Annotated in this window: 16 protein-coding genes; 11 read left to right on the forward strand and 5 right to left on the reverse strand. The window is 70.5% G+C overall.

All coding sequences use genetic code 11. The annotated features are described in order from the left end of the window. Nucleotides 1–53 precede the first annotated feature (53 nt). Both Q2K20_RS09665 and Q2K20_RS09670 read left to right on the forward strand, forming a co-directional pair. Nucleotides 54–1,925 (forward strand): HNH endonuclease signature motif containing protein, encoded by a 1,872-nt coding sequence (locus Q2K20_RS09665; RefSeq protein ID WP_317176781.1) that lies wholly within the window; start codon nucleotides 54–56, stop codon nucleotides 1,923–1,925. 88 nt (nucleotides 1,926–2,013) lie between these two features. Next, on the forward strand, nucleotides 2,014–3,159 hold the full coding sequence (locus Q2K20_RS09670) for an alkaline phosphatase family protein (RefSeq protein WP_096905615.1): 1,146 nt from the start codon (nucleotides 2,014–2,016) through the stop codon (nucleotides 3,157–3,159). Nucleotides 3,160–3,188: 29 nt separating this feature from the next. On the opposite strand, the gene Q2K20_RS09675 is transcribed toward Q2K20_RS09670, so the two are convergent. After that, entirely contained in the window at nucleotides 3,189–4,148 is a 960-nt protein-coding gene (locus Q2K20_RS09675) for a hypothetical protein (RefSeq protein ID WP_269502634.1), read from the reverse strand. Nucleotides 4,149–4,344: 196 nt separating this feature from the next. Here Q2K20_RS09675 and Q2K20_RS09680 point away from each other — a divergent pair, with 196 nt between their 5' ends. Genes Q2K20_RS09680 through Q2K20_RS09705 form a run of 6 tightly spaced genes read left to right on the forward strand, consistent with a single transcriptional unit; the run spans nucleotide 4,345 to nucleotide 9,375 of the window. Continuing rightward, nucleotides 4,345–5,526, forward strand: a complete 1,182-nt coding sequence (locus Q2K20_RS09680) for a zinc-dependent alcohol dehydrogenase (protein ID WP_269502632.1) — start codon at nucleotides 4,345–4,347, stop codon at nucleotides 5,524–5,526. Then, nucleotides 5,523–6,347 (forward strand): histidine phosphatase family protein, encoded by an 825-nt coding sequence (locus tag Q2K20_RS09685; RefSeq protein WP_132063179.1) that lies wholly within the window; start codon nucleotides 5,523–5,525, stop codon nucleotides 6,345–6,347. The genes Q2K20_RS09680 and Q2K20_RS09685 overlap by 4 nt, the downstream gene beginning before the upstream one ends. Next, the gene (locus tag Q2K20_RS09690; protein WP_119192923.1) at nucleotides 6,344–7,234 is read left to right on the forward strand and encodes an NAD(P)H-hydrate dehydratase; all 891 of its coding nucleotides are present in this window, start codon (nucleotides 6,344–6,346) and stop codon (nucleotides 7,232–7,234) included. Before Q2K20_RS09685 ends, Q2K20_RS09690 begins: the two co-directional genes overlap by 4 nt. A gap of 24 nt (nucleotides 7,235–7,258) precedes the next feature. Beyond that, nucleotides 7,259–7,798: a transporter substrate-binding domain-containing protein gene (locus Q2K20_RS09695; RefSeq protein WP_227022248.1), complete on the forward strand. Its 540-nt coding sequence runs from the start codon at nucleotides 7,259–7,261 to the stop codon at nucleotides 7,796–7,798. Beyond that, nucleotides 7,795–8,811 (forward strand): cation diffusion facilitator family transporter, encoded by a 1,017-nt coding sequence (locus tag Q2K20_RS09700; RefSeq protein ID WP_313313464.1) that lies wholly within the window; start codon nucleotides 7,795–7,797, stop codon nucleotides 8,809–8,811. The genes Q2K20_RS09695 and Q2K20_RS09700 overlap by 4 nt, the downstream gene beginning before the upstream one ends. 39 nt (nucleotides 8,812–8,850) lie before the next feature. Next, a complete protein-coding gene (locus tag Q2K20_RS09705) occupies nucleotides 8,851–9,375 on the forward strand; it encodes a hypothetical protein (protein WP_182636191.1) in 525 nt (174 codons plus the stop codon). Nucleotides 9,376–9,411: 36 nt separating this feature from the next. Here Q2K20_RS09705 and Q2K20_RS09710 read toward each other — a convergent pair whose 3' ends face one another. The 3 genes from Q2K20_RS09710 to nadA all read right to left on the reverse strand — a co-directional run bounded on the left by Q2K20_RS09710 (nucleotide 9,412) and on the right by nadA (nucleotide 11,988). Further along, nucleotides 9,412–9,936 carry a hypothetical protein gene (locus Q2K20_RS09710; protein ID WP_269502627.1) on the reverse strand — a complete coding sequence of 175 codons (525 nt, stop codon included), beginning with the start codon at nucleotides 9,934–9,936 and terminating at the stop codon, nucleotides 9,412–9,414. A gap of 64 nt (nucleotides 9,937–10,000) precedes the next feature. Then, nucleotides 10,001–10,906: a carboxylating nicotinate-nucleotide diphosphorylase gene (gene nadC, locus Q2K20_RS09715; RefSeq protein ID WP_390890254.1), complete on the reverse strand. Its 906-nt coding sequence runs from the start codon at nucleotides 10,904–10,906 to the stop codon at nucleotides 10,001–10,003. Next, the gene (nadA, locus tag Q2K20_RS09720; RefSeq protein ID WP_269502625.1) at nucleotides 10,903–11,988 is read right to left on the reverse strand and encodes a quinolinate synthase NadA; all 1,086 of its coding nucleotides are present in this window, start codon (nucleotides 11,986–11,988) and stop codon (nucleotides 10,903–10,905) included. Before nadA ends, nadC begins: the two co-directional genes overlap by 4 nt. 72 nt (nucleotides 11,989–12,060) lie before the next feature. Here nadA and Q2K20_RS09725 point away from each other — a divergent pair, with 72 nt between their 5' ends. Next, nucleotides 12,061–12,765 (forward strand): NUDIX hydrolase, encoded by a 705-nt coding sequence (locus Q2K20_RS09725; RefSeq protein WP_269502623.1) that lies wholly within the window; start codon nucleotides 12,061–12,063, stop codon nucleotides 12,763–12,765. Here Q2K20_RS09725 and Q2K20_RS09730 read toward each other — a convergent pair. Beyond that, nucleotides 12,734–13,372, reverse strand: a complete 639-nt coding sequence (locus Q2K20_RS09730) for a hypothetical protein (protein WP_269502622.1) — start codon at nucleotides 13,370–13,372, stop codon at nucleotides 12,734–12,736. The two genes, Q2K20_RS09725 and Q2K20_RS09730, sit on opposite strands and share 32 nt — an antisense overlap. A 142-nt stretch (nucleotides 13,373–13,514) precedes the next feature. Between Q2K20_RS09730 and Q2K20_RS09735 the strand changes: the two genes are divergently transcribed. Both Q2K20_RS09735 and glgX read left to right on the forward strand, forming a co-directional pair. Further along, complete coding sequence (locus tag Q2K20_RS09735; RefSeq protein ID WP_181694366.1) at nucleotides 13,515–15,674, forward strand: acyltransferase family protein; 2,160 nt, start codon at nucleotides 13,515–13,517, stop codon at nucleotides 15,672–15,674. A 104-nt stretch (nucleotides 15,675–15,778) separates the two neighbouring features. After that, nucleotides 15,779–17,923, forward strand: coding sequence for a glycogen debranching protein GlgX (gene glgX / locus Q2K20_RS09740; RefSeq protein WP_096905624.1), 2,145 nt, complete (start codon nucleotides 15,779–15,781; stop codon nucleotides 17,921–17,923).

Consider the following 17,923-nt stretch of genomic DNA (forward strand, 5'->3'; position numbering starts at 1 on the left):
TGGAACACAGATTCGATACCGGGTAGGCGGCGCACGGGCAGGGGGTGGGGCACATGGGCGGTAACGCAGACGCCGCGACCGGTGGCCCGTCCCCCTCCTCGTCCGGTGGCCCCTCCTCGTCCGGTGGCCCGTCCCCGTCCGGTGGCGGCTCCGGTTCCGCGGCGCCCGTGTCGCTGTCGGGGTTGCGGGCGGCGGCGCGGGAGGGGTGGATGGGCGAGAATCGTGCGGCGGCGCGCCGGTTCGTGGCCTGTTACGAGTTGTTTGTCGAATGCCAGCGCCGGGAGGAGTCCGGGGCGGGCGGCGGTGAGTGTCGGCCCGGTCATGCGGTGCTCGATCCGATCGATGTCGCGGCGGGGTACGTGGTGTCGGCGATGGCGATCTCGACGGGCCGGGCCGAACGGATGATCACCTTCGCGCTCGATCTGCACCTGCGGTATCCGGCGATCCTGTCCGCGATGGCGCAGGGGCGGCTGGATCTGCAGGCCGCGAATATCCTGGCCTCGCAGATGGCCACCGTCCACGTCGATGTGCTCGAGGCGGTGCAGCGGCAGGTCGTCGAGGAGTATCTCGCCGCGATCGAGGGCGGGGTGCGCCTTGGTGAGAAAGCCATCCGCGGCAACGTCGATGCGATCATCGCCCGCTACGACGCCAACGGGATCCGCTTGCGCCGTCAGGAAGCGGCCCGCACCCGCGGGGTGCGGTTCCACAAGGGCGTCGACGGCATGTCCAGCGTGTCGGCGATCCTGGCCACCGAGGAAGCAGCCGTCCTGGCCGAGGCCCTCGACCAACGCGTGAAAGACCACAAGTGCGCCGACGCCCAAGCCGCCGCCAACACCCAAGCCGACACCGCCAACCCCGGCGCCGGCGGCGCTGGCGGCTCTGGCGAGGTCGAGGACTACTCGATCGCCGAGCGGCGCGCCGACGCCCTGATGTCCCTGGTGTGCGGCGATCCCGGCCTAGCCGGCACCCCCACCCGCCCCGGCCGGCCCGGCGCGCCTGGTGCCGGGGTGGCGTTGCGGCCGAAGGTCACCGTCATCGCCACCGGCAACACCGCCCGCGACGCCGGCGGCGCCCGAGTGGAGTTCACCCGCACCGGCCAGGCCGCCCTGCAAGCCCTGCTCGACATGCTCGCCACCAGCGACGGAGCCACCTTCGAACCCATCGACCCGCGCATCGGGGCCGCCGATGACGCCCGCACCGCCCTGAAATACCGGCCCGGTGCCCAGTTGGCCCGCCGGATCCGGCTGCGGGACGGCACCTGTCGCCACCCCGGCTGCGCGATCCCGGCCGAGGCCTGCGATCTGGACCATGTGGTGCCGTTCGATCACGCCAACCCCCAGCGGGGCGGACACACCGTCGAGGGCAACCTCGCGGCGATGTGCCGGCGCCATCACCGGTTCAAGACCTTCTCCGACTGGATCTACGACCTGCAGCCCGACGGCACCCTGCTGGTGCGCACCCCGGACGGTTCGACCATGCTCACCCGACCCTCCGGCCCACTGGCCGAGTACCGGCGTGAACAGGCCCACGCCGAAACCGAGGCGTGGACCCGGCAGCAACGCCGCAGCCCCGGGCCCACCGGTGACGAGCAGGCCAACGCGGAACCGACGTTCTGGTCGCGCCGCGCCTCCCGCCACCGCACCGAACGCCGCAACACCGAACGCGCCCGCACCTTTGACCCCACCCCACCCGCCCCCGGCACCGGGACGGGCACCGGGAACGGCACGAGCACAGGCGGCGCCGGTTCCAGCGCCGCCGCGGCCGAGGACGCCACGCCCGAGAAAGCCACCCCCGCCAGCGCCACCCCCGAGAGCGCCAGCCGCTGGTGGGCCCGCAACAAACCCCACCACAGCGACATCGAAAAAGGCATCCGCGCCCTACTCCACGAACGCCTCGACGAACTCATCGACCCACCACCCTTCTGACACCACGAGGGCCGCACCGAGTGAACCGAACCTCCTGGGGGCACGGATTTCCCCCACCCCGAGCGGGTCTTTGGGGGATGGTGAGGAGATGAGCGCGATCCCCGCCAACCCGTCTGACGGTTCACTGGCCGACGTCATGCCGTCAGTTGCTGCGGCCCTGGGGCTTGACCTTCGCAACCCCCTGCACCTACCGCCGGCTCGGGACGCAGTACTCGTACTCATCGACGGGCTTGGTGCGGAGCTCATCCGCCAGCACGCCGAGGAGGCCCCCACCCTCGCCGCGATGACCAGCCGCATGATTTCCGCAGGTTTTCCCTCGACAACTGCGACCAGCCTGACCAGCCTCGCGGTGGGTGCCCCGTGTTCCAAACACGGCATCGTGGGATACAGCTTCCGGATCTCCGGCGAGTCCGGCGGTCCGCCAGCGTCGTTCAATCCATTGCGGTGGACGGTCGAATCGTCGAGCGGCCCCTCGGCGATGGATCGCTTCCCGCCCCGACAGGTTCAACAACAGCCGAGCATTCTAGAGCTGCTTGCCGCTGACGGGGTCGATGTCACCTACGTCATGCGAGAGGATTTCCGCGAGTCGGGACTGACCCGCGCAGCGTTCCGGGCGGGGGGCGACTATCGGGCGGCGAGCACCCTTGACGAAGTCCGCCAGGGAATACTCGACACCTTCAGTCAGCCATCTCGCGCTCGACGGTTCGCTTACGCCTACTTCGGCGACCTCGATCTCATCGGCCATGTCCACGGGCCAGGGTCTCCCGAGTGGCTGCAGTCCCTGCGCGCAGTGGACAGGTGCGTCGCGGACCTCGCGACTGACCTGCCCCGCGACTGCAGGCTCATCTTGACGGCAGACCACGGGATGGTCACTGCTGAAACCGTTGTCGACATAGACGCGGCGCCGACGCTGCTCGCCGACGTCGAGACCGTTGCCGGCGAGCCCCGAGTGCGCCACGTCTACGCGCGACCGGGATCGGCCGACGATGTCCTGGACACGTGGCGGTCAGAGTTGGCCGGGCGAGCCCGGGTGATCAGTCGTGAGCAGGCACTCGACGAGCACCTCTTCGGACCTGACCGAGACCACGCCGATCGTCTGGGCGACGTCATCGGCATCGCCGCCGGAGGGGTGATTCTCGCGCGTACACAGCTCGAGAAGATGGAGTCATCCCTGCTCGGCCACCACGGGGCCAACACCACTGATGAACAACACATTCCGCTGCTCATTCGTTGACCCCGTCCCCGACCCGGCCGACCTCCGGGTCAGCAGGTGACGAGCTCGGTCGGGTCGCTCGTGGTGTCCAGCCACCGGCCGTATGCGGGCGGACCCACCGCTCGCACATCGCTGCACAATTCCCCACGCGTGTACCCCGACGGCCGGTAGACCGCGTAGATGACATTGCCGTTCTCATCGCGAGAACGCAGGGACGGGCACGCCATGTCGGTACGGAGGTAGGACGCCCCCGGGTGCCTCGACATCGCGGAAGAGATCTCCTCCGAGTAGGCCCCCGGCGTGACAGCCGAATACAGGACCACGATTCCCCGGCCATCGCAGGCCGGCCTCGACATCGGTGTGGCCAGGCCCAGATCCCCCGCCGCGCCCTCAGATCGCGGGCACTCGTTCAGGAACGCGGCCAGTTCGGAGGGCATCCCGTCACCCTCCGCATCATCCGAGCAGATCCCCGAAGGAATGCCGGTATAGCGACTCCAGGTTCCGTCGGCGCGACCGAGGATGTACTGCGTGTCCCCGGCCGGTTCGCCGGCCGGAACGTCCACATGAGCGAGAGCCCAGTCGCCCAGGCACCGATCGATGTTCACATCCCGGCGGGTGATACCCGCTTCTGCCGCGATCTCGTCCGGGTCGCACGGCCCCACCCCCGCCACTCCTGCGCGCGTGCCGTTCCCTGTCGAGGCCGAGGGGGCGCCCTGCCTCGTCGTCCACGCTTCGGAGGGGGTCGTCGTGGGTGCGAAAGCCGCGCCCGGCTGGTCGTCGTCGGACGCGAGCAGGTACCCGACAGTGCCTGCGAGGGCGATCAGCAACACGACGATGAGCGCGCCGAGCGCCCAGACCACCGGAGAGCGACGCGCATCCTGCGGAGGCTCTCCGTACGAGGCGTGCCCCCACCCCTCGTTACCCCAGCCGGGTCCGTTGGGCGGACTACTCATGGTCACCACCAGCGACGGGGTCGGGTAACCGACCGATCCGATCTGAATGACGATCACTTTATCCGGTATCGCGAAGCGAGAGCCCCGGTTCGCCGACGGTCTCCCGAACGCGATGATGTCCCGACCACACTGCGCTGTCCTGAGCGTCCTGCGACCCGCGGCCCCCGGTTACCGGATGCGGACGCTGCCCTCCGTTACTACCGTCGGAGGCATGCGTGAACGCGCATGGCACGACCAGAGAGGAGCCCCGCACATGAAGGCAGTCACCTGGCACGGCAAGCGCGACGTCCGCGTCGAGGACGTTCCTGATCCGAAGATCCAGGAGCCCACCGACGCGATCGTCAAGATCACGAGCACCAACATCTGCGGATCGGATCTACACCTGTACGAGGTGCTGGGTCCTTTCATGAACGAAGGCGACATCCTCGGTCACGAGCCCATGGGAATCGTCGAGGAGGTCGGCGCCGAGGTGACCGGGCTCAAGCCCGGGGACCGCGTGGTGATGCCCTTCCAGATCTCCTGCGGCCACTGCTACATGTGCGACAAGGGCCTGAACACCCAGTGTGAGACCACGCAGGTCCGAGACCAGGGTATGGGCGCCGCACTGTTCGGCTATTCGGAGTTGTACGGCAGCGTCTCCGGCGGCCAGGCCGAGTACCTGCGCGTCCCGCAGGCCCAGAACACCCACATCAAGGTGCCGCACGAGCACTCCGATGACCGCTACCTCTACCTGTCCGACGTCCTGCCCACCGCGTGGCAGGCCGTCGAGTACGCCGAGATCCCCGACGGCGGCACGGTCGTCGTACTGGGCCTCGGGCCGATCGGGGACATGGCCGCGCGGATCGCCGCCCACCGTGGTCACCGTGTGATCGGCGTGGACCCGGTGGCCGAGCGCCGGGCCCGTCAGGCCCACCGGGGGGTGGAGGTCCTCGATCCGACCGACGTTCCCGGCGAGATCGGCGATGCGATCCGCGACATGACCGACGGCCGCGGGCCCGACTCCGTGATCGACGCGGTGGGTATGGAGGCGCATGGCTCGCCGGTCGCCAGCGCTGCGCACGCCGCTGTCGGTCTGATGCCGAAGTTCTTCGGCAAGAAGATGATGGAGAACGCGGGGGTGGACCGCCTCGGGGCGTTCTACGGGGCGATCGACATCGTGCGCCGCGGTGGGGCCATCTCCCTCTCGGGCGTGTACGGCGGCACCGCCGATCCCATTCCGATGTTGACGCTGTTCGACAAGCAGATCACCCTGAAGATGGGCCAGGCCAACGTCAAGCGCTGGGTTCCGGAGATCATGCCGCTGCTCACCGACGACGACCCGCTGGGCGTCGACGACTTCGCCACGCACAGGCTCCCGCTGGCCGATGCGCCCCGCGCGTACGAGATGTTCCAGAAGAAGGAGGACGGCGCCGTGAAGGTGGTCCTCGAGCCGTGACGGAACTCGCCGGACTCCTCCTGGTCCGCCACGGTCAGAGCGTGGGCAACGTCGCCAATGACAACGCCCGTGCCGCCGGCGCCCACCGTCTCGACCTGGACCACCGTGATGCCGACACCCCGCTGTCGGAGTCGGGAGTGGGACAGGCTCGGGCAGTGGGCGCCTGGCTCGGCGGATTACCCGAGGACGCCCTGCCGACGGTGTGGCTCACCTCGCCCTATCGCCGTGCGGCGGACACGGCCACGGCTGCGCTCGAGGCGGCCGGCGGCAGCGCGGCGGGCGGTCGGGCGAGTGGCACCGGGCTGCTCACCGACGAGCGACTTCGGGAGCGCGACCTGGGGATCCTCGACGGGTTCACCGGCCGGGGCATCCGGCAGCGGTACCCGGAGGAGGCCGAGCGACGGGACCGGATCGGCAAGTTCTACTACCGCCCGCCGGGTGGTGAGAGCTGGACCGACGTGTTGCTGCGCGTGCGGTACCTGCTGACGGACCTCCGGCAGCAGTACGCGGGCGAGCGGGTCTGCGTGTTCAGCCACCAGGCCGTGATCATGTGTTTCCGGGTTGCCTTGGAGCAGTTGGCCGAAGAGGAGGTCCTCCGGGTCGACCGCGAGGACCCGCTGCCCAACTGCTCGGTGACGATCTATCGCCAGCGGCAGCTCGCACCGAGGCAGCACCGCCCGGGGCGGCACGAATCGGTGGGGCACCACCCCGGCAGCGCTGGGCTCGAGCTGCATAGCTATGCCGACACGACGGCCGTGGAGCGCGGCCATGCGCCCACCACGCGGGAGTCGCCTTCAGGGAACGAGGAGGCGGCGAGATGAGCGGCGAGGTGAGCAGCGAGTCGGTCCTCACGCACCATGCGCTGCGGGACTGGGCGCTCCCCTCCCCCGGTGGTGGAAAGGAGGGCCGCGGGCGGGTGCTGGTCGTCGGTGGCAGCAGGTCCACCCCGGGCGCTGTGCTGCTGGCCGCCGAGGCGACGCTGCGGTGCGGGGCCGGCAAACTACAGATCGCCACCGCCGGGTCGGTGTCGTCGTCGCTGGCGATCCACATTCCCGAGTCGAAGTCGATCGGTCTGCCCGAGGACGACGCCGGTGAACTCACCGCCGCGGGGGCGGACACGATCGTCGAGCTCGCCGAGGGGTGTGACGCCGTGGTGCTCGGCCCCGGGATCTGCGAGAAGGTCGCAGCGGTGGACTTGCTCTCGGACGTCGTGCCCCGGCTGGACACCACCCTCGTGCTTGACGCGCTGGGGATGGCCTACGTCACCGAGAACCCCGGCGGACTCGCCCACCTCGACGGCCGCGCGGTCCTCAGCCCCAACCCCAAAGAGCTCGCCCGGACCCTCGACGTGCCGGAGGACGACGTGGAGGCCGACACCCCGGGACACGCCGTGGCGCTGGCCGAGCGCGCGGGGGCCGTGGTGGTGACCGGCACCTCGACGTCGTGGATCGCCGCCCCGGACGGCCGACTCTGGCGGGACGAGACCGGTTCGTTCGGGCTGGGGATCTCGGGATCGGGTGACGTCAAGGCCGGGCTCATCGGCGGGCTGCTCGCCCGGGGCGCCGAACCCGCCCAGGCCGCCGCGTGGGCGACCCACAGCCACGGGCGGGCAGGGGAACGATTGTCCGCACGGATCGGTGCGACCGGCTTCCTCGCCCGCGAACTGCTGGCCGAGATCCCCGGCGTCCTGGTGGAACTCTCGTCCTGAACTGCTCCACGCGGAGGGGGAATCGTGCAGGTCCGAAGCCATCTCGTCGTGCGTCGTCCGTCCCGCAGCCCGGTGTCGACGACCGCCCGCAGCGTCGTCGCCGTTGTTCTCACCTCCGCCGTCACCACCCTCGCGGCCGCATGCGGCGGACCCATACCCAAGGACACCGACGGCAGCCTCGCGCGCATCACCGACGGCGTGCTCCGGGTGGGCGTGTCGGAGAACCCACCGTGGACCGAGGTATACGACGACGGCCGCGTCGCCGGTCGGGAGGTCGACCTCGTCACCGGCTTCGCCGGAGCCCACGCTGCGGACGTCGAGTGGACGCCGGGCGCGGAGAGCGAACTGGCAATGGCGATGGCCCGCGGTGACCTCGATGTGGTCGTGGGTGGGCTGACCTCCGACTCGCCGTGGGAGAAGGAGGTCGCACTGACGAGGCCGTACGCCGAGGAGGTCACCCCGGACGGGGACACCGAGAAGATGGTGATGGCCACTCCGCTCGGGGAGAACGCACTGCTGGTGGCGTTGGAGACCTACCTCGCCGAGGCCGGGGGTGCATCGTGAGCGACGAGAGGGACAGGGGCCGGGGCGAACGCGCGGTGGCGGGCATGGCCTCGGGGCTCGGTCGCGACGACCTGCCCGTCGAGCAGCGGGAAGCGCTGCGCCGGGCGATCCGCCTGGAGTGGGCCACCCTCGCGGTGATGACCGTGACCGTCGCTGCGGTGTACGCGGTGTCGGGTCAGTCGCAGGCGATGAAGGCCGCGTGGATCGAGGACTCGCTGTCGCTGCTCCCGCCGATCGCTTTCCTCGTGGCGATCCGGGTCTCCCGCATGCCGCCGACCGCCCGCTTCCCCTACGGCAGGCACCGCTCCGTCGGGATCGGGCACCTCGTCGCGGGGGTGGCGTTGCTCGCGATGGGGGCGTTCCTCGTCGTCGACTCCGGAACGGCTCTGCTGACCCGTGAACGCCCGCCGATGGGGGTCGTGGTGATCGGCGGGCAGGTGATCTGGTCCGGGTGGCTGATGATCGCGGTGATGGCGTTGTCCGTCATCGGGCCGCTCATCCTCGGTCGCATGAAGACCGGTCCCGCCGAGGCGCTGCACGACAAGGTGCTCTACGCCGACGCCGACATGAACCGGGCCGACTGGAAGACCGGACTGGCCACCATCGTCGGTGTGCTGGGCATCTCGCTCGGCCTGTGGTGGGCGGACGCGGTGGCGGCGCTCGTGGTGAGTGCGTCGATCGTCCGGGACGGGTGGTCAAACCTGCGCGGGGCGATCGAGGGACTCGCCGATGCGCGACCCACCCGGTTCGACGGCACGGACCCGCACCCGCTCGTGTACCGGATCGACGAACTGCTGGCGGGCGTCGACTGGGCGGATGACCACGGCGCGCGGGTACGCGACGAGGGGCACGTCTTCCACGTCGAGGCGTTCCTCGTCCCGGCCCGCGGCCGGGAGATCACCGTCGAGCGGCTCGCGGACGTGCGCCGGAGGCTGGCGGAGCTGAGCTGGAAGATCGAGGACGTGGTGGTGACGGTGGTATCGGAGGTACACGACGCCCACCGGCCCTGCTGACCGGCTGCACGTCGTCGCCCGGGCTGGCAGGCTCGGGGTATGACCTCACTCGAGACCATCCGAACCGCCATCGACACCGCGACCGAGCCCGAGGCGCCGGCGCTGGAGCGCGCCCGCATGATCATCGTGGACAAGCTCGGCGAGCGGGACAGCCTGGCGCTCGACGAGCTCGTCGAATCCGTCTGCGAGGCGTACGAGGCGCCATCGGGCGAGCCGCTGCGGCTGGTCGACGTGGATCCGTCCGCGCCCGAGTCGGACACCCCGGCCCTACGGAACCTGCGCTACGCCCGGGCCGCGCGCACGGCCATCATCGACCTGCTGGACGAGGGGACGATCGTGGCCGTCGATCCCCTGCCCGGCGACGGCGAGATGGTCCGCGCCACCGGCGAGGGGGACCCTGCCTGTGGTAACCACGACGACGGCAATGACAACAACGACGACGACGAGGTCACCGCCGCCAAGGAGACCACCGACGCGGCGGCCGCGAAGGCGGGAGCCGAGGAGATCGTCCTCGCGACGGGCCCGCAGCCCGAGGGGCGGCGGTTCGCGCTCGGGGACCGCTGACCCCCGGCCGGCGGGGTCGGGGCGCGACAGGGACGACTACAGGGTGAGCGTCTCGTCCGGGTGGTCGGTGTCCTTGAGCGGCTTCTGGGCCCCGCCGGACAGGGTGGTCTCACCGATCCGGGCCTCCCGGTAGCGCTCCGCTTGGGCCTGCGTGATGGGCTCGCGGGCGCCGTCCTTGGCGTAGCAGACGGGCAGCCAGGTGCCCTCGTTGTCCAGGCGGGCGACGATGCGCTGCCGGAGCCGGAACGGCTGGATCGAGTCGGACCAGGCGACCAAGAGGTCGAGGTTCGCGCCGCGGGCGTCGGGCGTCGAGTCGGTGCTGCAGAAGTGCTGGACGCTGCGCCACACCGCGAACTGCGCGCCGGTCACCGCGAGCGGATCGACGGTCGGGGCCTTGGCCGTGCGGGCGGACCGAGTCGGCCGGGTGCTCCTGGCGGGTGCGGGCGGAGGCGGCGGCGAGGTGTTCTCCCCGGCCTCCACGCGGCGGCGGGCTTCCTCCATCCGCTGCAATCGTCGTTCCGATGCCGTGCTCTTCTCGCCTGAGTCCCAGAACCCCGTCATGGTCCTCGACTTTACGCGGACCGCGGCCCGTCGCCCGAGCCCGAAGGCGGCGGTGGGGCGTACCTCACATGTCCAGCCCCAGATCGAGCACCGCGACGGAGTGGGTCAGGCCCCCCACGGCCAGGAACTCCACCCCGCAGCGGGCGTAGTCGGCGGCCGCGTCGAGGGTCAGCCCGCCGCTGGACTCCAGCCGGGTGGCCGGTGAGACCTTGTCGCGGCGCTGGACCGCGATCTGGGTCTGCCAGACGGGGAAGTTGTCCAGCAGGACCAGGTTCACGCCCGCGTCCAACATCTGGTTGAGCTGCTCCAGGGAGTCCACCTCGACCTCGCAGGGCAGGTCGGGGAAGCGCTCGCGGACCGCGGCCAACGCCGGGAGCACCCCGCCGGCGGCCACCACGTGGTTGTCCTTGACCAGCACCGCGTCGCCGAGGCCCAGTCGGTGGTTGACCCCGCCGCCGCAGCGCACCGCGTACTTCTGCAGCAGTCGCATGCCGGGCATGGTCTTGCGGGTGTCGCGGACGGCGCAGTCCGTGCCGGCGAGCTCGTCGGCCCACGCCCGGGTCGCGGTCGCCACCCCCGACAGGTGACAGACGAGGTTGAGCAGGGTCCGCTCGGCGGTGAGCAGACCGAGTGTCGGGGCGCTGATCTCGGCCACCACGTCGCCGGCCGAGACGCGGTCTCCGTCGCGGGCGTGGCGCGTCACCGAGAAATCCGCCCGCCCCGGCTCGGCCCGGCCGAGCACCTCGGCCAGGACCATCTCGATCAGCGGCAGCCCGGCCACGACGCCGTCGGATCGGGTCGCGAGGCGGGCCGTGGCACGGGCGTCCGCGGGCACCGTCGCCAGCGACGTGGCATCCGGGCCGTATCGCAGGTCCTCCTCGAGGGCACGACGGACCGCGATCAGGGCGTCCGCACGGGTGTCGGGATCGAAGAGCTCGTCGTCGTCAGCCCCGGGTGCAGCGCCGCTCACTCCCCCGACCCCGGGTTGCCGATGGCGATCATCCGCTCGACGGACCCGCGCGCGGCCTCGGCCGTGGCGGGATCAACGTGCACCTCGTCGGCACCCTCGACGAGGGCGCGCAGGAGCGCGGCCGGGGTGATCATCTTCATGTAGGGGCAGCTGGCCTGGTCGTTGACCGGCAGGAAGTCGATCTCGGGCGCGGCCTTTCGCAGCTGGTGGATCATCCCGATCTCGGTCGCCACCAGGACCTCGCTGGCCCCCGAGGCGCGGGCGGCGTCGACCATCCCTCCGGTGGACAGGATCTTGACCTGATCGGCGGGGACCGCACCCTCGGTGGCCAGGTGCAGGGCGCTCGTCGCGCAGCCGCACTCGGGGTGGACGAACAGCTCGGCGCCCGGGTGGGCCTCCGACTTGGCGGTGAGCTGGTCACCGTTGATCGCCGCGTGGACGTGGCACTCGCCCGCCCACACGAGGACGTTCTCGCGGCCCGTCTTGCGCCGGACGTGCGCACCGAGGAACTGGTCGGGAAGGAACAGCACCTCGCGGTCCGGGTCGATCGACTCGACGACCTCGACCGCATTGGAGCTCGTGCAGCAGATGTCGGTGAGGGCCTTCACCGCGGCGGTCGTGTTGACGTAGGAGACCACCACGGCGTCCGGGTGCTCGGACTTCCACTCGGCCAACTGCTCGGCGGTGATGGAATCGGCCAGCGAGCAGCCCGCGGCCTCGTCGGGGATGAGGACGGCCTTGTCCGGCGAGAGGATCTTGGCGGTCTCCGCCATGAAGTGGACGCCGCAGAAGATGATGGTCGACTGCTCGGCCTCCGCGGCGATCCGCGACAGGGCCAGGGAGTCCCCCACGTGGTGGGCGATGTCCTGGATGGCGGGGACCTCGTAGTTGTGGGCGAGGATCACCGCGTCGCGCTCGGCGGCGAGGCGGCGGATCTCGGCGGCCCACTCCGCGTCGGGCTCGACGCCCGTGTACACCGAGCCGTCATGGCGGATCCTCGCGGCCAGGGGCGAGTCGAGCCGCCCGACGGTGGTGTCCGGCCGCGGCGCGACCGTGGTGCCGTGTCCTGTGGCAGTGCTCATCGCTGCCCCCTCCCGGGTCGTTTCTCCGGGCCGATACGCCACCGGCCCCGTTTTCGACTTACAATCGAAAACATGATGCAGTGTAACACCGGTCACGAGGTGCTCGTCGTGGTGACCCAGGTCCGGCCGACTCCCGGCTCCACCGCACCGGCGCTCCACGTGATGCTGTGGCAGCACTCGCTCGGGCCGGCCGCCGGCCGGTGGGCGCTACCCGGCGGTGAGGTCCGCGACGACGAGGACCTCCCCGCCTCCGCCACTCGGCAGCTCGCCGAGAAGGTCGACGTACGCTCGCTCAGCCACCTGGAATCGGTCGCGGAATTCTCGGACCCCGCCCGCATACCCGGCCGGCGCGTGTTCGCCTCCGGATTCCTCGGTGTCCTGCCCAGCGATGCGGATCCCGCCATCCCCGACGACACCGCCTGGTTCCGGGTCGACCGTCTCCCCGACACCGTCTACGACCACGCCGAGATCGTCGCCCGCGCCCGCGCCCGCCTCGCCGCCAAGCTCTCGTATTCCACCCTGGGGTTCGCCCTGGCGCCCGTGGAGTTCACGCTGTCGCACCTCGCGCAGCTCTACGGCGCCGCCCTCGGCCACCCGGTGGACCCGACCAACCTCCAGCGCGTCCTGACCCGCCGCGGTGAGCTCGTGCGGTGCGGACGCAGCGCTCCCCCCGGGCCTACGGGCGGCCGGCCGGCGGCGCTGTACACGTTCGCCGAACGGCGCCTCCGGATCACCGACCAGTTCGCTACGCTGCGGCCGCCGGCGGGGGTGGGCTGACGGGTGCCTCGGGGTCGCCGAGGTACGCCAGCACCGCCACCGTGAACGCCGCGATCATCACCCCGAACACCACCCAGTCGAGACCCGGCGGGAACCAGTCCCATGACGGGCCGGACGTGCCGAAGACCATGCGGTCGAAGAACAGACTCCCGACCGCCGGAGCCTGCCGGACCACCTCGCCGTAGGGGACGTCATCCGGGGGCGCCGCGGCCACGTCTGCCAGAGGCGTCGCGGCCGCAGCCGCGATCGCGCAGGCCACACCCGGCAGCAGCACGAGCGCCGGGACGCCATCCGGCCGCCGCAGGTGCGGGTGACGCCGCCACAGGACCATGACCGCACACACGGTCGCGAACCCCGACAGGACGATGAACACGAGCAGCTGACTGCCACCGTCCACCCCCGAGTCCGGTAGCCGGAGCCCCCGGCCGTCACCCACCGACAACAGCGCCGCCCGGGGCGCCGCGACGATCCACAGCAGCAGCGCGACCACGAACGGGCCCACCACGCCGAGCAGCGTCGACGCCGCGAATCGGGCCGCACCGCCGCGGTGCGGGGCCGTGGTCGACGACGGCGGGGACGACGATGTCGACGACGACGGGCTGGTCATGCGCACGGACTGTACCAACGCCGGTGGTGCCGACCCGTTGTGGTGTAATCGGACCCGGCTCCGCCGGTGTACGGCACGGTGCCCGGACGCCGGGCCGGGCCCTCACCGACCCACCGGACGACACGTCAGGAAGTACCCGCCAGTGGCCACCATCTCTCCTCCCGCGCCCGCTGGGCGGCGCCGCGGGAAGATGGCCTACCGACACGACATCGACGGGTTGCGTGGGCTCGCGATCGCGCTGGTGGTGGTCTTCCACATCTGGATGGGCCGGGTCTCCGGCGGCGTGGACGTCTTCCTCACCCTGTCCGGCTTCTTCTTCCTCGGCTCGCTCCTGCGCGGCGCCGGCGACCCCGGCACGCCGCTCTCCCCGCTTCCCCACCTGAAGCGGCTGGTCCGCAGGCTGTACCCGGCGCTGGTGGTGACGATCGCCGCCACCGTGCTGGGCACGGTGCTCGTCAAGCCGCCCACCCAATGGTCGACGATCTTCGAGCAGACCGTCGCCTCGCTGCTGTACTACCAGAACTGGGAACTGGCGCTGACCGCGTCCGACTACGCCGCCGCCGACGCGACCATCTCCCCGCTGCAGCACCTGTGGTCCATGTCCGTGCAGGGCCAGTTCTATGTGGTCGCCCTGGCGGTGATCCTGGGCGGGACCGCCCTCTGGCGCCTGATCGTCCGCAGGGGCACTCCGAAATGGCTTCTCGTGGGCATCGTCGCCGCGGGCACCGCCGCCTCGGTGTGGTGGGCCGTCCTCGGACAGGCCGACAACCAGGCGTGGAACTACTACGACACCGGCGCCCGCATGTGGGAACTGCTCATCGGCGGCCTGGTGGCCATCCTGCTGGCCGGAATCGTCCTGCCGTGGCCCCTGCGGCTACTCACCACCGTCGCCGGACTCTTCCTGGTGGTGAGCACCGGCTTCTTCTTCGACGGCGCCGCCCACTTCCCCGGCCCGCTCGCCTGGTACCCCATCGGCGGCGCCCTGCTCATCATCCTCGGCGGCAACCTCCCGGTCGGGCAGCGCGCCACCCCGGCCAAGGACCCCGTCACCTGGCTCCTGTCCGGACGGGTGTTCCGGCGGCTCGGCGACATCTCCTACTCGCTGTACCTGTGGCACTGGCCGCTGCTCATCCTGTGGCTGTCCCACGACCGCGAAGCCGAGATCACGCTGGTCTCCGGCCTGACCATCATCGTCGTCTCGCTCGTGCTGGCGCTCCTCACCGAGAAGTACGTCGAGCGCCCGCTCCGCATGGCCAGCCGGGCGCGGGGACGCACCACCCCGGCGGCGGCGGCACGCGACCGGCAGCGGGGCGGCCCGGCCCGTTCGGCCCGTGAGCAGAAGCGATTCGTGGGGGCGAGCGTCGTCGTCGTCGTCGCCGTCGTCGCCAGCCTGGGGACCGTCGGCTGGTGGAGCGCCACCTCCGGCTCCCGTTCGTCCGTCCCGTACGTCGACTCCCTCACCGACCCGGGCCACCCCGGAGCGCGGGCGTTCTTCGAGGGCGTCCCCGCACCCGACGACGCCCCCTACGTACCCTCCCTGCTCCAGGTCGGCAACGACCTCCCCGCCAGCACCATGGACGGCTGCATCTCGACCTTCGAGTCGACGGAGGTCGAGATGTGCGTGTACGGCGACGTCACCTCCCCCCGCACCATCGCGCTCACGGGCGGGTCGCACGCCGAACACTGGATCAGCGGCCTCGACGAGGTCGGCCGGCATTACGGCTTCCGGGTGGTCACCGTCCTCAAGATGGGCTGCCCCCTCACGCTCGACGCCTCGGTCTCCGACGGCGACGAACCGCTGTACGAGAGCTGCGCGGAGTGGACCCCGGAGGCACTCGCCGCCCTCGTCGGACTGGATCCCGACTTCGTGTTCACCACGGCCACCCGCCCGGTCGGGGTCGTGGGCCCCGACGTCACGCCGCGCCAGTACGTCGACCTGTGGCGCGCGCTCGGCGAGCAGGGCATCGGCGTCATCGCCATCCGCGACACCCCGTGGCTCAACCAGGGACGCGGACCCATCCGCGCCAGCGACTGCCTCGGCGCCGGCGGCACCCCGGAAGAGTGCGGCATGCCGCGGGAGCGCTCCATCTCCCCCATCAACCCCGCCGCGATCGCTGCCGCGGGCCTCGACTCGGTGCGACTTCTCGACCTCACCGACGGCCTGTGCGACCCCGAGGACTGCCCCGCCGTGGTGGGCAACGTGATCGTGTACCACGACTCCCACCACCTCTCGGGTTCGTGGGTCCGGTCCGCCTCCGGGGAGCTGGCGCGTCAGCTGGGACCCGCGACCGGCTGGTGGTGATGGGCTGGCGGTGGTGATGGGCTGGTGGTGATGGGGACAGCCTGTGACCCGCCTCCGCCTGCACGGCCACGTCCGGACGGCCCTCAGGCACTACCCTGGGTCGGGTGACCCAAGACGACGAGACGCAGTCCGCCCCGGAGCTCATCCGAGCCTGGCCCGGTACCCCCTACCCGCTCGGGGCCACCTACGACGGCACCGGCACGAACTTCTCCCTGTTCTCAGAGGTCGCCGAGCGCGTGGAGCTCTGCCTGATCGACGACGACGGCGGCGAACAGCGTATCGAGCTCGTCGAGGTCGACTACCACATCTGGCACTGCTACCTGTTCGGCGTGACGCCCGGTCAGCGGTACGGGTTCCGGGTCCACGGTCCGTACGAACCCTCCGACGGGCTGCGGTGTGACGCGTCCAAGCTGCTCATGGACCCGTACGGCAAGGCCTTCGACGGCTCCTTCGACGGGGACCCGAGTTTGCACAGTTACGACCTCGACAACCCGGACGAGCGCAACACCGACGACTCCCTCGGGCACACCATGACCACCGTCGTGATCAACCCGTACTTCGACTGGGGCAACGACCGCGCCCCCGGGCACGAGTACCACAACACGGTGATCTACGAGGCGCACGTCAAGGGCATGACCGCGACGCACCCGGACATCCCCGCCGAGATGCGCGGCACCTACGCGGGGATGGCCCACCCGGCGATCATCGACTACCTCACCGACCTGGGCGTCACCGCGATCGAGCTCATGCCGGTGCACCAGTTCATGCAGGACCAACGACTCATCGACATGGGCCTGCGCAACTACTGGGGCTACAACAGCTTCGGGTTCCTGGCGCCCCACAACGAGTACGCGTTCTCCGACCGGCCCGGCGACGCGGTCAGCGAGTTCAAGGCCATGGTCAAGGCCTTCCACGAAGCCGATATCGAGGTGATCCTCGACGTGGTCTACAACCACACCGCCGAGGGCAACCACATGGGCCCCACCATCGGCTTCCGCGGTATCGACAACCAGGCCTACTACCGGCTGGTCGAGGGCGACGAGCAGCACTACATGGACTACACGGGCACCGGGAACACGCTCAACGTCCGGCACCCGCACTCCCTGCAGCTCATCATGGACTCGCTGCGCTACTGGATCCTCGACATGCACGTCGACGGTTTCCGCTTCGACCTCGCCTCCGCCCTGGCCCGCGGCCTGCACGACGTCGACCGGCTGTCCTCGTTCTTCGACCTCGTTCAGCAGGACCCCATCGTCAGCCAGGTCAAGCTCATCGCCGAACCCTGGGACGTCGGCGAGGGCGGCTACCAGGTGGGCAACTTCCCACCGCTGTGGACCGAGTGGAACGGCCAGTTCCGCGACACGGTGCGCGACTTCTGGCGCGGCGAGCCCGCGACCCTGGGCGAGTTCGCCTCGCGACTGACCGGGTCCTCGGACCTGTACGAGCACACCGGTCGTCGTCCCAACGCGTCGATCAACTTCGTCACCGCCCACGACGGGTTCACGCTCAACGACCTGGTGAGCTACAACGAGAAGCACAACGACGCCAACGGTGAGGACGGCAACGACGGCGAGAGCCACAACCGCTCCTGGAACTGCGGGGTCGAGGGCCCCACCGACGACCCCGAGATCATCCAGCTGCGCCACCGCCAGCGGCGCAACCTCCTCACCACGTTGATCCTGTCGCAGGGCACGCCGATGATCGCCCACGGCGACGAGATCGCCCGCACCCAGGGCGGCAACAACAACGTCTACTGCCAGGACAACGAGATCTCCTGGATGGACTGGGACCTCGACGAGGAGAAGCAGGACCTCCTGGAGTTCACCCGGAACCTGGTCCAGCTGCGCAAGGACCACCCCGTGTTCCGTCGCCGCCGGTTCTTCGGCTCCCCGCTGCGTGGCGAGGAGGAACCGCAGGACATCGGGTGGTTCACCCCGGAGGGCTCGGAGATGACCAGCAAGGACTGGGATTCCGGGTTCGGCAAGTCCATGGCCGTGTACCTCAACGGCGAGGGGATCCACGAGCCGGACGTACGCGGTCAGCGGATCGTCGACGACTCGTTCCTCATGCTGTTCAACGCCCACCACGAGCCCATCGAGTTCTCCCTCCTCGGCGCCGACTACGCCGAGAAGTGGGAGGTCGTCCTGGACACCGCCGACCATCTCGAGGAGCGCGCGGACGAGTTGAGCTCGGACGGCACCATCACCGTGGCCGACCGCGGCACGATCGTGCTGCGCAAGGTCAGCTGA

It is taken from the genome of Dietzia sp. IN118, from assembly GCF_032905965.1.
In the GTDB taxonomy this organism is placed as follows: domain Bacteria; phylum Actinomycetota; class Actinomycetes; order Mycobacteriales; family Mycobacteriaceae; genus Dietzia; species Dietzia kunjamensis.